This window comes from Streptomyces sp. NPDC051020 (genome assembly GCF_040683105.1).
Classification (GTDB): domain Bacteria; phylum Actinomycetota; class Actinomycetes; order Streptomycetales; family Streptomycetaceae; genus Streptomyces.
The window spans coordinates 62,291-76,210 of sequence record NZ_JBFBCG010000038.1 but is presented as its reverse complement, the minus strand read 5'-3'; the positions used below and the strand labels follow the sequence as shown (position 1 = coordinate 76,210).

Here is a 13,920-nt window from a genome sequence, read left to right as displayed (position 1 = left end):
CACGCACGCTCGCTGCGTTGTCGGGCTCGCCCCGATACGCCCAGTATCGGGGCGACCCTCCGCCTTGCGATCGCACGCACCAGACGCCGCCTGGCCCGCCCTACGGGCGGACGACGCTACTGTCGAAACGCGCCCTAGTGCCGTGACCGGCAATGTTTGCGACGCGACGGGGCAAAGCTTGCCGGGGCACTAGGACTTGTCCGTTACCGGCTCCAACTGCCACCACTGGCCGGGGGAGTCGGTGTCCTCCCCTTGCTGGACGTTGGCGCCGTCCGCCGTGGAACCGTCGGCCACTTCCAGGACGAGTCCGCTGATGAAACTGACCAGCGTCACGGTGCCCGGCGCATCAAGGTGCTGTTCGATCAGCCACTCCTGGGCGCCGTAGTTGTTGGCCTTCCACTGCTGGACGTTGGCGCCGTTCTCCGTGGAGGCCTGCGCGACGTCCAGCCGCTTGCCGCTGTGCGCATTGGTCAGGTGGTACAGCGCGGCACCCTCGTGCACGGGGGAGAGCTGCCACTGCCGCCCACCCGCCCCGTCCTGCTTGTCCGCGCCCTGCTGCACGTTGGCGCCGCTGCCCTTGGCGCAGCCGTCAACCTCCAGCAGCAGTCCGCTGCCCACATTGCGCAGCCGATACAGACCTGGTGCGACAACGGGTGCGGTATCCGCGCTCATGATGGTGTCTCCTCCGGGTTACCCGCATGCAGACCGCCGCCCGGCGGGGGAGCCGGACGGCGGTCGTGCGTGATTCGGTCGTGCAACGGCTGGGCTCAGGCGCCCACGTTGAACTCGCCCGGGTTCGGGCCGAGCCGCTTGCCCTCGTCGAGCGCGGCGAACGCGGCCAGGTCGTCGGCGTCCAGCTCGAAGCCGAACACATCGATGTTCTCCGCGATCCGCGACGGCGTCACGGACTTCGGGATCACCACGTTGCCCGTCTGGAGGTGCCAGCGGAGCACCGCCTGCGCGGGTGTGCGGCCGTGCTTGCGGGCGATCGCGACGACCGTCGGGACCTCCAGGAGGCCCTTGCCCTGACCCAGCGGGGACCAGGCCTCGGTGGCGATGCCGTGCCGCGCGTGGAAGGCGCGTGACTCGGCCTGCTGGAACTGCGGGTGCAGCTCGATCTGGTTGATCACCGGGACCACGGAGGTCTCGCCGAGCAGGCGCTCCAAGTGCTCCGGAAGGAAGTTGGAGACACCGATGGCCTTCGCGCGACCGTCGGCGTAGATCTTCTCGAACGCCTTGTACGTGTCGATGTACGCGTCCTTGGCAGGCACCGGCCAGTGGATCAGGTACAGGTCGACGTAGTCGAGGCCCAGCTTGTCCAGTGAGGCGTCGAATGCGCGCATCGTCGACTCGTAGCCCTGGTCGGCGTTCCACAGCTTGGTGGTGACGAAGAGCTCCTCGCGGGGGACACCGGAGGCGGCGACGGCCTTGCCGGTGCCCTCCTCGTTCCCGTAGATCGCGGCGGTGTCGATGCTCCGGTACCCGGACTCGATGGCGGTCGCGACCGTCTTCGCGGCCTCGTCGTCCGGCACCTGCCAGACACCGAAACCGAGCTGCGGCATCTCGACGCCGTTGTTGAGGGTGAGGGAGGGGACCTGGCTCACGAGGGGGCGATCCTTTACGTCGTCGGTTGGTATCCACATCTCAACGATCACGAGGCGCCATGCATTCCCCGCCGACCGGCCGTTCCCTACCGCGTCGGCCCGGGACCGACGCGAGCAGGGCCCGACAGCGCTCCGACCCTTTGGCTCCCCCGCGACAGGGAGTGGGCGCCCGACGCCCTGCGATCTCAGCGGTACAGTGCGTCCACCTCGACCGCGTACACCGTCTCGATCGCCTTTCGCTTCAGCTTCAGCGACGGGGTCAGCAGACCGTGCTCCTCGGTGAACTGATGCGCAAGGATCCGGAAGGTACGGATCGACTCGGCCTGCGACACCGCCGTGTTGGCGGCCACCACCGCCCGCCTGACCTCCATCTCCAGATCCGGGTCCCGCACCAGGTCCGCCGCGTTCATCGGCGGCCGCCCCTGCATGGTCAGCCAGTGGTCCACGGACTCCTGGTCCACGGTCACCAGCGCCGCGATGTACGGCCGGTCGTTGCCGACCACGATGCACTGCGCCACCAGCGGATGGGCCCGCACTCGCTCCTCCAGACCGGCCGGCGACACACTCTTGCCGCCCGATGTCACCAGGATCTCCTTCTTCCGCCCGGTGATCGTCAGATAGCCGTCCTCGTCGAGCGCACCCAGGTCGCCGGTGGCCAGCCAGCCGTCGTGCAGCACCGCGGCGGTGGCGTTCGGGTTGCCCAGGTAGCCGCCGAAGACCTGGGCGCCGTGCACCCAGACCTCGCCGTCATCGGCGATGTGCACCGTGGTGCCGGGGATCGGCTGCCCGACCGTGCCGTACCGGGTGCGCTCCGGCGGATTGGCGGTGGCCGCCGCCGTGGACTCGGTCAGTCCGTACCCCTCGTACACCGTGACGCCCGCGCCCTCGAAGAACAGCCCGAGTCGCCGCTCCATCCCCGAACCGCCCGACATGGCGTGCCGGACCCGGCCGCCCATCGCGTCGCGGACCTTCTTGTACACGACCTTGTCGAAGAACTGGTGCTGCATCCGCAGCCCCGCGGAAGGGCCGGGGCCGGTCCCGAACGCCCGGTGCTCCATCGCCTCCGCGTACTTCACGGCGACCTCGGCGGCCTTGTCGAAGGGCCCGATCCTGCCCTCCGCCTCGGCCTTGCGCCGGGCGCCGTTGAAGACCTTCTCGAAGATGTACGGAACCGCCAGGATGAATGTCGGCCGGAACGACACCAGGTCCGGCATGAGTGCCTTCGCCGACAGCTCCGGCTGATGGCCCAGCTTCACCCGGCCGCGGACCGCCGCGATCTCGACCACCCGGCCGAAGACGTGCGCCAGCGGCAGGAAGAGGAGCGTGGCGGCCTCGTCGCCCGGCTTGGAGCGGAAGACCGACTCCCAGCGCAACGCCATCGTGTCCGTCTCGAACATGAAGTTGGCGTGCGTGATCAGGCAGCCCTTGGGGCGGCCCGTGGTGCCGGACGTGTAGATGACGGTCGCCACCGATTCGGGCGTCACCGCCCGCCGGTGCCGGTGCACCACCTCGTCCTCGACACGCACGCCCGCCTCGACCAGCTCGGTCACCGCGTCCGAGTCCAGCTGCCAGAGCCGCTTCAGCTGGGGCAGCCGGTCGATGACCGAGGCGATCGTCATCGCATGGTCCTCGTGCTCGACCATGATCGCGGACACCTCGGCGTCGTGCAGCATCCAGAAGACCTGCTCGGCGGAGGACGTCGGATAGACCGGCACGGACTGGGCGCCGACCGACCACAGCGCGAAGTCGAAGAGTGTCCACTCGTAACGGGTACGCGCCATCAGGGCGACCCGGTCGCCGAATCGGACACCGTGGGCGATCAGCCCCTTGGCGAGCGCGAGGACCTCGTCGCGGAACGCCGCCGCGGTGACATCACGCCAGCGTCCGTCCGCGTCCTTCCGGCCCAGCGCGACGCGGTGCGGATCCTCCTCCGCATAGTCGAAGACGGCATCGGCCAGCCCGCCTACCTGGGGCGCGACCGCCATGGGGGGGACAGTGAACTCGCGCAATGACCTGCTCCTTGTGGCGCTCCGCACAGCGCCGTGACGCTACCCCACCGGGTGGCTCGGCGGGAGGGCCCGGAGCGACCGGAAAGCATGCCACCCGCACAGGTTCGGCCACAGATATCCGGCCAGATGGGCAAGGCTCGGGCGCGCTTCTGACGGTGGAGTAAGTAGCTCGCGCCGGAATCTCCACCGAATCTGTACGCCTCGGCCACTCCCGTCATGACGGTCGAGTTGTGTTCCGTACCTGCCGCCCATTCTCCCGCGCACGCGTGCGGTTATGCGCCGTCGCGGCCGCTGATCGCGTTGACCCCGCCGACGCCGCGGATCAGCCGGTCGCCGCCCGCCAGGATCGCCGCCGCGAGCGCGTCCGCCGCCTCCTGCGCCGCGTCCCGGCGGCGGCCGTGCAGCAGGACGAAATCCACGTCGCCGAGTTCCGGCAGCCCCGCCCTGGCCGGTACGGGAGTCAGTCCCGGCGGGATGAGCCCGCGGGTGTGCGCCATCACGCCGAGACCGGCATGGGCCGCCGCGACGAGTCCGCTGACCGCCGCGGAGGTCGCGGACGGCGCGTCGACCGGAGCGGTCGCCCTCCTCTTCTTCCTGTACGGTGCCCGCCTCTCGACCGCCGAGGCGCTCGACGGCCTCAGGCACTGGCGGCTCCACCTCACCGTCCTGATCTGTACCTTCGTCGCGTTCCCGCTGCTGGGACTGGCCGGCAAGGGGCTGGTTCCGTACGTCCTGACCCCGCAGCTCTACACCGGCTTCCTCTTTCTCTGCCTCGTCCCGTCGACCATCCAGTCGTCGATCGCCTTCACCTCGATCGCCCGCGGCAACGTGCCGGCGGCGATCTGCGCGGGCTCCTTCTCCTCGATCGCCGGGATCTTCCTCACCCCGCTGCTCGCCGCAGCGCTGCTCGGCAACAGCGGCGGCGGATTCTCGGCCGACGCGCTGCTGAGGATCGGGGTCCAGCTGCTGCTCCCGTTCATCGCCGGGCAGCTGCTGCGCCGCTGGATCGGCGGCTTCCTCACCCGACACAAGAGGGTCCTCGGCCGGGTCGACCGGGGCTCGATCCTGCTGGTCGTCTATACGGCTTTCAGCGAGGGCATGGTCGCCGGCATCTGGCACCAGGTCACCCCGACCAGGCTCGGTGCGCTGCTGGCCGCCGAAGCGGTACTGCTCGCGCTGATGCTCACGCTGACCTGGTACGGGGCGAAGCGGCTCGGCTTCGACCGAGGGGACCGGATCGCCATCCAGTTCGCCGGTTCGAAGAAGAGCCTGGCGTCCGGGCTCCCGATGGCCAGCGTGCTCTTCGGGGCGCACGCCGGCCTCGCCGTGCTGCCCCTGATGCTCTTCCACCAGATGCAGTTGATGGTGTGCGCGGTGCTCGCGAAGCGGCGCTCGCGGGATCCGCAGGACGGACTCCGGGAGCGCCCGGGGATTCCGGCGGGCGGTGCGGTGGTGGAGGAGCTCCTTTCGGTGGGCTGACGTGCTCGCCCGAACCCGACGGCGCCGATGACGGAGGCTGCGGAAGCGGGATCGGCCGGCGCAGGGGGCGCTCTCAGCCGGTCGGACCCCTGACCCGTGTCACGGGCCGGGCACCTCAGCCCTGGCCGGCCGTCGCCTCCAGGGCGATGCGGTGCTCACCCGCGTACACGTTCATGGAGGAGCCCCGCAGAAATCCGACCAGGGTCAGTCCGGTCTCCGCCGCCAGATCCACGGCGAGCGACGACGGCGCCGAGACCGCAGCGAGCACCGGGATCCCGGCCATCACCGCCTTCTGCGCCAGCTCGAAGGAGGCCCGCCCCGACACCAGCAGAATCGCGCGGGACAACGGCAGCCGGCCGTCGGTCAGGGCCCGGCCGACGAGCTTGTCGACCGCGTTGTGCCGACCGACGTCCTCCCGGATGTCGAGCAGTTCCCCCGTCTCGGAGAACAGAGCCGCCGCATGCAGGCCTCCGGTCCGGTCGAAGACCCGCTGCGACGCGCGGAGCCGGTCCGGGAGAGCCGAGAGCAGGGCGGGCTCGACCCGGACCGGAGGAGTGTCGGCGACCGGGTGCCGGGTGGTGGTGCGGACCGCGTCGAGGCTCGCCTTGCCGCACAGCCCGCAGGAGGAGGTCGTGTAGACGTTGCGTTCGAGCGTGATGTCGGGAACCTGCACGCCGGGCGCGAGCTTCACATCCACCACGTTGTACGTGTTCACACCGTCCGCCGTCGCCCCCGCGCAGTACACGATCGACTGCACCTCGGAGCCGTCACCGATCACGCCCTCGCTGACCAGGAAGCCCGCCGCCAGCGCGAAGTCGTCGCCCGGCGTGCGCATGGTGATGGCGAGCGGTCTCCCGTTCAGCCGGATCTCCAGGGGCTCCTCGGCGACGAGGGTGTCGGGGCGCGTGGAGACCGCCCCGTCCCGGATGCGGATGGTGCGGCGGCGCTCGGTGACCCGTCCCATGGCGACTGAACCCGATTCTGTACGTGGTGGAAGCCGAAGCGGCCCTTGATGCAGAGGTTGCCGTGCGTCACCGGGTTGTCGTGCGGAGAGGCGACCTTGACGAGCCATTGTCCTGCACATGGAGTGTGACATTGCAGCGGACACCGCAGGAGGCCCGCAGACGGTCGTGGTCTCGGTGTGGGCCGGCTCGTCCCAGGTCCCGACCTCGATGCTGCCCGGTCGCACCGGCGCCGACACGTGCGACGTTACGGGGCTCTCCGTTCGGCAAGGGGTCGAGCGAGGGAAAAGGAGACGATGTCAGGTCGACAGAATATTGTCTACAGTATGTGTTCAGGCGGCGGCAAGGGTGTGGTCAAGCCTCCAAGCCTCAGCCGGTAATCCTGTGGGATCACGTGCCCTCGTACCGGGCGGTAGCCACCAAGACTGGATAGTTCCTGCCATACGTAGCGAGGGGAACCTCTACATGACCGGCTCACGTGTCGTGGCGCTCGGCCACTATCAGCCCGCCAAGGTGCTCACCAATGACGACCTGGCGGCCATGGTCGACACCAGCGACGAGTGGATCACCAGTCGCGTCGGGATCAAGACCCGCCATGTGGGAGGCCCTGACGAGCCGGTCGACGAGATGGCCGCGCACGCGGCGGCCAAGGCGCTCGCCACGGCCGGACTCGACCCCGCCGACATCGATCTGGTCCTTGTCGCGACCTCCACCGCGATCGACCGTTCGCCGAGCATGTCCGCGCGCGTGGCGGCCCGCCTCGGCATGGCTTCGCCCGCCGTCATGGACATCAACGTGGTCTGCTCCGGCTTCACCCACGCCCTTGCCACCGCCGACCATGCGATCCGGGCGGGCTCCGCGACCCGTGCGCTGGTGATCGGCGCCGACAAAATGGCCGACATCGCCGACTGGACCGACCGCTCCACCTGCGTCCTGCTCGGCGACGGTGCGGGCGCCGCCGTCGTGGTCGCGGACCCGCAGGGCGGCGCGGACGCCGCACCCGGAATCGGCCCCGTGCTCTGGGGTTCGGTGCCGGAGATGGGCCGCGCGGTCCGGATCGAGGGAACGCCGCCGCGCTTCGCCCAGGAGGGGCAGTCCGTCTACCGCTGGGCCACCACCCAACTGCCGCCCATCGCGCGCAAAGTGTGCGAAAAGGCTGGAGTCGCCCCCGAGGATCTCGCCGCGGTGGTACTGCACCAGGCCAATCTGCGGATCATCGAACCGGTCGCCAGGAAGATCGGTGCGGTCAACGCAGTCATCGCCCGGGATGTCGTGGATTCCGGAAATACGTCCGCCGCTTCGATCCCCATGGCCCTGTCGAAACTGGTGGAGCGCGGCGAGGTCGCCAGCGGCGCTTCGGCACTGCTCTTCGGGTTCGGCGGGAACCTCTCGTACGCGGGTCAGGTGATCCGTTGCCCCTGACCCCCCACGGTGCTCGGTAGTCTGTAGACGATAAGCAATTGCTCGTCGCCGGGAGGGGGACCGCGATGGTGTCCGCAGGACTGCCGCAGGGGGCCCTGCCGAAGCTGGAGCGGCCCGGTCCGCTGCGCGAGCGCGTCTACGAGGCACTGCTCGAACTGATCACCACGCGTGCGCTCCGCCCCGGCCAGCATCTGGTCGAGAGTGAGCTGGCGGGGCACCTCGGTGTGTCCCGGCAGCCGGTGCGCGAGGCCCTGCAGCGGCTGAACACCGAGGGCTGGGTGGACCTGCGTCCCGCCCAGGGTGCGTTCGTCCATGAACCCACCGAGGAGGAGACGGACCAGCTGCTCTCGGTCCGCACCCTGCTGGAGGCCGAGGCCGCCCGGCTGGCCGCGGCCAACTCCGGCACGGCCGGCATCGCCGCCCTCGAAGAGCTCTGCGCCAAGGGTGAGCAGGCCGTTGCCGACGACGATGTGGATCTCGCCGTCGCCACCAACGCCGCCTTCCATGCCAAGGTCATGGAGCTGGCGGGCAATTCGGTGCTCGCCGAGCTCGCCGGACAGGTCGACCGCCGGGTCCGCTGGTACTCGACACCGGTGGTCCGCCGGCGCGGCAACCGGTCCTGGATCGAACACCGCTCGCTGATCGCGGCGATCTCCTCGCGGGACGAACAACGGGCCACGGAGATCATGCGGGCGCACACGGAGCACACGCCTTAGTGCCGTGACCGGCAGTGTTTGCCCATGAGGAGCGTCGTCCGGTGCGTGCGATCGCAACGGCGACCGAGCCCCTCTCAAGCCGACCGCTCTGCCCGGGTACACACGGCGGTTCCGGCCGCTGCGGCGCGGGCGAGCTCGCCCACAGAGCTGGTACCACCGCGCCGAACGCCAGGCACCACATCATCGCCCTGCGTGACTCCGCCCTGGTGACCAGTCAGCGACACCGCAAGACCACCGTGCACACCGTCACCCGGCTCGGCCACGCCCTCCTGCACGGCCGCGACCGGCTCATCCCGGTCTGACCGCCTCCGCTCCCCTTCGCTCACGTCTTTGTCCTCGGTGTGGAGAAAGTTGTAGTGGATTCCTGCGCAACTTCTTCCCACTTCCGGCAGCCACTGCTACGTTCCACTCGAAAGCCCGACGGATAAGCCGATGTGGCGGGGAGGGGCGCGTGAGACGTATGACGGCACGACCCGCGAATGCGCATCAGGCGCGACTGCTCCGGCTGTTGCGCGATGGCGGGCCCAACTCCCGGGCGCAGCTGGGGGATCAAATCGATCTCTCCCGCTCCAAGCTCGCCGTCGAGGTGGACCGGCTGCTGGAGACCGGACTCGTCGTGGCCGACGGACTCGCCGCCTCCCGCGGCGGGCGTCGCTCGCACAACATCCGGCTCGCTCCCGCGCTGCGCTTCCTCGGCGTCGACATCGGTGCCACATCGATCGATGTGGCGGTCACCAATGCGGAGTTGGAGGTTCTGGGTCACCTCAACCACCCCATGGATGTACGCGAAGGACCTGTCGCGATCTTCGAACAGGTGCTGTCCATGGCGGCCAAGCTCCGGGCCTCCGGACTCGCCGAAGGCTTCGACGGCGCGGGCATCGGCGTACCCGGGCCGGTCCGCTTCCCCGAAGGCGTACCGGTCGCACCCCCGATCATGCCCGGCTGGGACGGCTTCCCGGTCCGCGAGGCACTCAGCCAGGAACTGGGCTGCCCGGTCATGGTCGACAACGACGTGAACCTGATGGCGATGGGGGAACAGCACGCGGGCGTCGCACGCTCCGTGGGCGACTTCCTCTGCGTCAAGATCGGTACCGGTATCGGCTGCGGCATCGTCGTCGGCGGCGACGTCTACCGTGGTACGACGGGCAGCGCCGGCGACATCGGTCACATCCAGGTCGAACCCGACGGCCGCGCCTGCGCCTGCGGCAACCGGGGCTGCCTGGAAGCCCACTTCAGCGGCGCCGCGCTGTCCCGCGACGCCGAGGACGCGGCTCGCGCGGGACAGTCGCAGGAGCTCGCCGGCCGGCTGGAGGCGGCCGGGAAACTCACTGCCGCCGATGTGGCCGCCGCCGCGGCCGCCGGTGACGCCACCTCGCTCGACCTGATCCGCGAGGGCGGAAACCGGGTCGGCCAGGTCATCGCCGGACTCGTCAGCTTCTTCAACCCCGGACTGGTGGTGATCGGCGGCGGTGTGACCGGCCTCGGCCACACGCTCCTCGCCAGCGTCCGGACCCAGGTCTACCGACAGTCCCTGCCGTTGGCCACCGGCAATCTCCCCATCGTGCTGGGTGAGTTGGGGCCGGCCGCCGGAGTGATCGGCGCCGCCCGGCTCATCAGCGACCACCTTTTCTCACCGGCCTGATACTCGACCGGTACGCACCACCGAACCGCCTCCCGCCCCATTTGGCCGGGGGCCGGGGGGTGACCCCCGGAACAGTCCTGCGCCCTGCCCGCTCACCGGCCCCGCACCCGCCGAGGGGATTTGTCATGGCATCAGAACCACCCCTGCTCACCATGTCCGGCATCACCAAGTCGTTCCCCGGTGTTCGCGCCCTCGACGGCGTAGACCTGGAGGTCGAGGCCGGCGAAGTCCACTGTCTGCTCGGGCAGAACGGTGCCGGCAAGTCCACCCTCATCAAGGTGCTCGCCGGGGCCCACCAGCCCGACGGCGGCGAGATCACCTGGCGTGGCGCACCCGTCTCGCTCAAGTCGCCGATCGCCGCCATGCGTCTCGGCATCGCCACCATCTACCAGGAACTCGACCTGGTCGAAGGCCTCTCGGTCGCCGAGAACATCTTCCTCGGCCACGAACCCACCGCCGCCCGCTTCGTCGTCCGCACCCGCGAAGGACGCGCCGCCGCCGCGGCACTGCTGAAGCGCCTCGGCCACCCCGAGATCGATCCCGCCCGTCCCGTCGGTGCGCTCTCCGCCGCCCAGCAGCAGATCGTCTCCATGGCCCGGGCGCTCTCCCACGACGTACGGCTCATCGTCATGGACGAGCCGTCCGCCGCCCTCGACCCCGACGAGGTCGCCAACCTCTTCCGTATCGTCGCCGGGCTGACCGCCGACGGGGTCGCCGTCGTCTACATCTCCCACCGCCTGGAGGAGATCCGCCGGATCGGTGACCGGGTGACCGTGCTCAAGGACGGGCGGGCCGTCGCCGTCGGGCTGCCCGCCGAGTCCACCCCTACGCGCGACATCGTTGCGATGATGACCGGACGTCATGTCGAATACGTCTTCCCGCAGCGCCCCGGAGCTCCCGCGGAGAACACCCGGCAGGACCCCGTGCTCACCGTCGAAGGACTCGCCAGGGAAGGCGAGTTCGCCCCCGTCGACCTGCAACTGCGGCCCGGCGAGATCGTCGGGCTCGCCGGACTCGTCGGATCCGGGCGCTCCGAGATCCTGGAGACGATCTACGGAGCCCGCAGGCCGAGCGCGGGCCGGGTCCTCGTCGGCGGGCGGCCGCTGCGCCCCGGCAGCGTCCGCGCCGCCGTCGCCGCGGGCATCGGACTCGCCCCCGAGGAGCGCAAGGCGCAGGCCCTGCTGATGCTCGAATCCGTCACCCGCAACGTGTCGGTCTCCTCCATGTCCCGCTTCTCCCGGGCCGGTTGGCTCGACCGCGGAGCCGAGCGCCGGGCGGCCCGCGCCGCCACCCGTGAACTCTCGCTGCGCCCCGACAACCCGGACACCTCCGTCCGCACCCTCTCCGGCGGCAATCAGCAGAAGGCCGTTTTGGCCCGCTGGCTGCTGCGCGGCTGCCGGGTGCTGCTGCTCGACGAACCGACCCGCGGTGTCGACGTCGGCGCCCGCGCCGAGCTCTACGCCGTGATCCGCCGGCTGGCCGACGAGGGCCTCGCCGTTCTGCTGGTCTCCAGCGAAGTGCCCGAAGTACTGGGCCTGGCTGACCGAGTAATAGTGCTCCGCGAGGGCCGGGTCGTTCATACCGGGCCCTCGCGAGGCCTTGACGAGTACCGCGTACTCGACCTCGTGGTGACTCCTCCCTCTCGTGAATGAGAGGGCTTCTCACTCAGCCGCATGGCGGCCTCATGACGGCCAAGCCCTGACCGCTGCCCGAGGGCAGGCGTACAACCTATCAGCGCATGACGGGAGTTACTCGTGCCGAGCAAACTGCACTCGACGAGCGGACCGGCCGCCACGCCATCCGTCCGCGCAGCTGACCCACCGACCCGTGGTCCCTGGCGTTCTCTAACGGGGCGCATCGACGTCCGAGCCCTGTCGCTGCTCGGGGTCCTCGCCGTACTGATCGCCGTCGGCGGGTTCACCGAGCCCGACGCCTTCCTGGACACCGGGAACCTGCAGCTGATCCTGACCCAGTCGTCCGTCATCGGCGTCGTCACCGTCGGCATGACGTTCGTCATCACCAGCGGCGGCATCGACCTGTCGGTCGGCGCGATGGTCGCGCTCGCCTCGGTCTGGGCGACCACGCTCGCCACCCAGGAGTACGGCTTCGCGGGGATCCTCTTCACCGCCGTGCTCGTCGGCCTCGGCGCCGGACTCGTCAACGGGCTGCTGATCGCGTACGGGAGGGTGGTGCCGTTCATCGCGACGCTGGCCATGCTCGCCTCGGCCCGCGGTCTCGCCCTGCTGATCACCGACGGCAAGACACAGATCGTCACCGTCCAGTCGGTCCTCGACCTGGGGCTCCCCGACTCGTACCTCCTCGGCATCCCGCCGCTGGTCATGATCTTCGCCGCGGTCACCGTCATCGGCTGGCTGGTGCTGAACCGGACGACGTTCGGACGCCGCACGGTCGCGGTCGGTGGCAACGCGGAAGCGGCCCGCCTCGCCGGGATCGACGTGACGAGGCAGCGGCTCTACCTGTATCTGCTCTCCGGGCTCTGCTGCGGCGTCGCCGCCTTCATGCTGATCATCCTGTCCGGCTCGGGACAGAACACCAACGGCAACCTGTACGAGCTCGACGCCATCGCCGCCGCGATCATCGGCGGCACCCTGCTCAGCGGCGGACGTGGCACGATCGTCGGTTCCGTCCTCGGCGTCCTCGTCTTCACCACCATCACCAATATCTTCGCGCTCAACAATCTGCAGAGCGATGTCCAGCAGATCGCCAAGGGCGCGATCATTGTCGCCGCCGTCCTGGTTCAGGGCCGCACCTCGGCCCACGGGGAGACCTAGGGGGTGTCCGGCGGATCATGGCCGAGGCCGCGACGCCGGCACGTCACCTCGCGGCGTTGCCGAAACGCCCGGACAGCTCCGCTATCAGGACGCTCCGGCGCCTTGCGATGCACCGCACCAGACGCCGCGACCTGTCCGACCCTGATCCGCCGGACACCCCCAGCCCCCGGGCTCTCCCCACTCCACCTCACCCCATCTCACCCGCAGTTCCGCATGCCACCCACGCACCGGATGAAGGGTTCGACAGCCATGCCAGAAACCAGCCGCAGAGGACTGCTCTTCGGCACCGCAGCCGTCTCCGCGGGCGCTCTCCTCACCGCTTGCACCAGCAATGAGCCCAAGAAGTCGCAGACCGCGCAGAGCCATCAGCCGGCTGCCGACGACAAGCCGGGCAAGCCCGTCACCATCGGCTTCGCCGGACCACAGGCCGACCACGGATGGCTCAACGCCATCAACGAGAACGCCAAGTCGCGGGCGGAGAAGTACTCCGAGGTGACCCTGGAGATCACCGAGGGCTCCAACGACACCGCCGCCCAGATCGGCCAGGTCAAGACCCTCATCAACAAGAAGGTCGACGTTCTCGTCATCCTCCCCGCCGACGGCAAGGCGCTCACCCAGGTCGGTCTGGAGGCGATGAAGGCGGGCATCCCCGTCGTCAACCTGGACCGCATCTTCGCCTCACCGCAGGCCTACCGCTGCTGGGTCGGCGGCGACAACTACGGCATGGGTCTCAATGCCGGCACGTACATCGGCGAACAGCTCAAGGACAAGCCGAACGCCAAGGTGGTCGAGCTTGCGGGCATCGACAACCTGGAGCTCACCAAGCAGCGCAGCCAGGGCTTCGCCGACGCCCTCAAGAATTACTCCAACATCAAGCTGGTGGCCCGTCAGGCCGCCGATTTCACTGTCGAGTCCGGTCAGGCGAAGATGGCTCAACTCCTTCAGGCGCAGAAGAAGTTCGACGCCCTGTGGAACCACGACGACGACCAGGGTGTCGGCGCGCTGCGCGCCATCCAACAGGCCGGCCGGGACGAGTTCCTGATGGTCGGAGGCGCGGGCGCGAAGTCCGCGATGGACGCCATCAAGGCCGACAACAGTGTCCTGAAGGCCACGGTTCTCTACCCGCCGACGATGGCCGCGTCCGCCATCGACCTGGCGCGCGCCCTGGGGCAGGGCAAGGGCATCGGCGGGCTCTCCGAACTGGAGATCCCGACCAGCCTCACCCTCTACTCGGCCGTCGTCACCAAGGACAACATCGACCAGTACCTGCCGACGGGCTTCAGCTGATCCGCCG

At 69.5% G+C, this 13,920-nt stretch carries 13 protein-coding genes and 1 pseudogene; 8 read left to right on the top strand and 6 right to left on the bottom strand.

The window, feature by feature from the left end:
• Nucleotides 1-189: 189 nt before the first annotated feature.
• From AB0N06_RS21580 to AB0N06_RS21565, 4 genes are all read right to left on the bottom strand, one after another.
• Entirely contained in the window at nucleotides 190-672 is a 483-nt protein-coding gene (locus AB0N06_RS21580; RefSeq protein WP_366136299.1) for an RICIN domain-containing protein, read from the bottom strand.
• 95 nt (nucleotides 673-767) lie between these two features.
• A complete protein-coding gene (locus AB0N06_RS21575) occupies nucleotides 768-1,604 on the bottom strand; it encodes an aldo/keto reductase (protein WP_366136298.1) in 837 nt (278 codons plus the stop codon).
• A 185-nt stretch (nucleotides 1,605-1,789) separates the two neighbouring features.
• Entirely contained in the window at nucleotides 1,790-3,589 is a 1,800-nt protein-coding gene (locus AB0N06_RS21570) for an AMP-dependent synthetase/ligase (protein ID WP_366136296.1), read from the bottom strand.
• Nucleotides 3,590-3,885: 296 nt separating this feature from the next.
• Complete coding sequence (locus AB0N06_RS21565) at nucleotides 3,886-4,110, bottom strand: hypothetical protein (protein WP_366136295.1); 225 nt, start codon at nucleotides 4,108-4,110, stop codon at nucleotides 3,886-3,888.
• Between AB0N06_RS21565 and AB0N06_RS21560 the strand changes: the two genes are divergently transcribed.
• Nucleotides 4,088-5,092 carry a bile acid:sodium symporter family protein gene (locus AB0N06_RS21560; RefSeq protein WP_366136294.1) on the top strand — a complete coding sequence of 335 codons (1,005 nt, stop codon included), beginning with the start codon at nucleotides 4,088-4,090 and terminating at the stop codon, nucleotides 5,090-5,092. The two genes, AB0N06_RS21565 and AB0N06_RS21560, sit on opposite strands and share 23 nt — an antisense overlap.
• Nucleotides 5,093-5,207: 115 nt before the next feature.
• Here the strand turns inward: AB0N06_RS21560 and fdhD are convergent, their stop codons facing one another.
• Both fdhD and AB0N06_RS21550 read right to left on the bottom strand, forming a co-directional pair.
• On the bottom strand, nucleotides 5,208-6,056 hold the full coding sequence (gene fdhD / locus AB0N06_RS21555; protein WP_366136293.1) for a formate dehydrogenase accessory sulfurtransferase FdhD: 849 nt from the start codon (nucleotides 6,054-6,056) through the stop codon (nucleotides 5,208-5,210).
• An 11-nt stretch (nucleotides 6,057-6,067) separates the two neighbouring features.
• Nucleotides 6,068-6,257, bottom strand: a pseudogene (locus AB0N06_RS21550) (Fe-S-binding domain-containing protein); the annotation flags it as partial.
• Between the two features lie 262 nt (nucleotides 6,258-6,519).
• Between AB0N06_RS21550 and AB0N06_RS21545 the strand changes: the two are divergent.
• The 7 genes from AB0N06_RS21545 to AB0N06_RS21515 all read left to right on the top strand — a co-directional run bounded on the left by AB0N06_RS21545 (nucleotide 6,520) and on the right by AB0N06_RS21515 (nucleotide 13,913).
• Nucleotides 6,520-7,476 carry a beta-ketoacyl-ACP synthase III gene (locus AB0N06_RS21545; RefSeq protein ID WP_366136292.1) on the top strand — a complete coding sequence of 319 codons (957 nt, stop codon included), beginning with the start codon at nucleotides 6,520-6,522 and terminating at the stop codon, nucleotides 7,474-7,476.
• A 65-nt stretch (nucleotides 7,477-7,541) separates the two neighbouring features.
• A complete protein-coding gene (locus AB0N06_RS21540; RefSeq protein ID WP_366136291.1) occupies nucleotides 7,542-8,192 on the top strand; it encodes a GntR family transcriptional regulator in 651 nt (216 codons plus the stop codon).
• 41 nt (nucleotides 8,193-8,233) lie between these two features.
• Entirely contained in the window at nucleotides 8,234-8,494 is a 261-nt protein-coding gene (locus AB0N06_RS21535; RefSeq protein WP_366136290.1) for a hypothetical protein, read from the top strand.
• A gap of 158 nt (nucleotides 8,495-8,652) precedes the next feature.
• Entirely contained in the window at nucleotides 8,653-9,834 is a 1,182-nt protein-coding gene (locus AB0N06_RS21530; protein ID WP_366136301.1) for an ROK family transcriptional regulator, read from the top strand.
• 125 nt (nucleotides 9,835-9,959) lie between these two features.
• Nucleotides 9,960-11,486, top strand: coding sequence for a sugar ABC transporter ATP-binding protein (locus AB0N06_RS21525; protein ID WP_366136288.1), 1,527 nt, complete (start codon nucleotides 9,960-9,962; stop codon nucleotides 11,484-11,486).
• A 102-nt stretch (nucleotides 11,487-11,588) separates the two neighbouring features.
• Nucleotides 11,589-12,626, top strand: a complete 1,038-nt coding sequence (locus AB0N06_RS21520) for an ABC transporter permease (RefSeq protein WP_366136287.1) — start codon at nucleotides 11,589-11,591, stop codon at nucleotides 12,624-12,626.
• A 249-nt stretch (nucleotides 12,627-12,875) separates the two neighbouring features.
• On the top strand, nucleotides 12,876-13,913 hold the full coding sequence (locus AB0N06_RS21515) for a substrate-binding domain-containing protein (RefSeq protein ID WP_366136286.1): 1,038 nt from the start codon (nucleotides 12,876-12,878) through the stop codon (nucleotides 13,911-13,913).
• The last annotated feature ends 7 nt before the right edge of the window (nucleotides 13,914-13,920 follow it).

Excerpts from the sequence above, each read along its gene's own strand:
- AB0N06_RS21560 (WP_366136294.1), top strand. The coding sequence starts at position 4,088 with ATGAGCCCGCGGGTGTGCGCCATCACGCCGAGACCGGCATGGGCCGCC.
- AB0N06_RS21525 (WP_366136288.1), top strand. The coding sequence starts at position 9,960 with ATGGCATCAGAACCACCCCTGCTCACCATGTCCGGCATCACCAAGTCG.
- AB0N06_RS21540 (WP_366136291.1), top strand. The coding sequence starts at position 7,542 with ATGGTGTCCGCAGGACTGCCGCAGGGGGCCCTGCCGAAGCTGGAGCGG.
- fdhD (WP_366136293.1), bottom strand. The coding sequence starts at position 6,056 with ATGGGACGGGTCACCGAGCGCCGCCGCACCATCCGCATCCGGGACGGG.
- AB0N06_RS21570 (WP_366136296.1), bottom strand. The coding sequence starts at position 3,589 with ATGGCGGTCGCGCCCCAGGTAGGCGGGCTGGCCGATGCCGTCTTCGAC.
- AB0N06_RS21565 (WP_366136295.1), bottom strand. The coding sequence starts at position 4,110 with ATGGCGCACACCCGCGGGCTCATCCCGCCGGGACTGACTCCCGTACCG.
- AB0N06_RS21515 (WP_366136286.1), top strand. The coding sequence starts at position 12,876 with ATGCCAGAAACCAGCCGCAGAGGACTGCTCTTCGGCACCGCAGCCGTC.
- AB0N06_RS21580 (WP_366136299.1), bottom strand. The coding sequence starts at position 672 with ATGAGCGCGGATACCGCACCCGTTGTCGCACCAGGTCTGTATCGGCTG.
- AB0N06_RS21545 (WP_366136292.1), top strand. The coding sequence starts at position 6,520 with ATGACCGGCTCACGTGTCGTGGCGCTCGGCCACTATCAGCCCGCCAAG.
- AB0N06_RS21530 (WP_366136301.1), top strand. The coding sequence starts at position 8,653 with ATGACGGCACGACCCGCGAATGCGCATCAGGCGCGACTGCTCCGGCTG.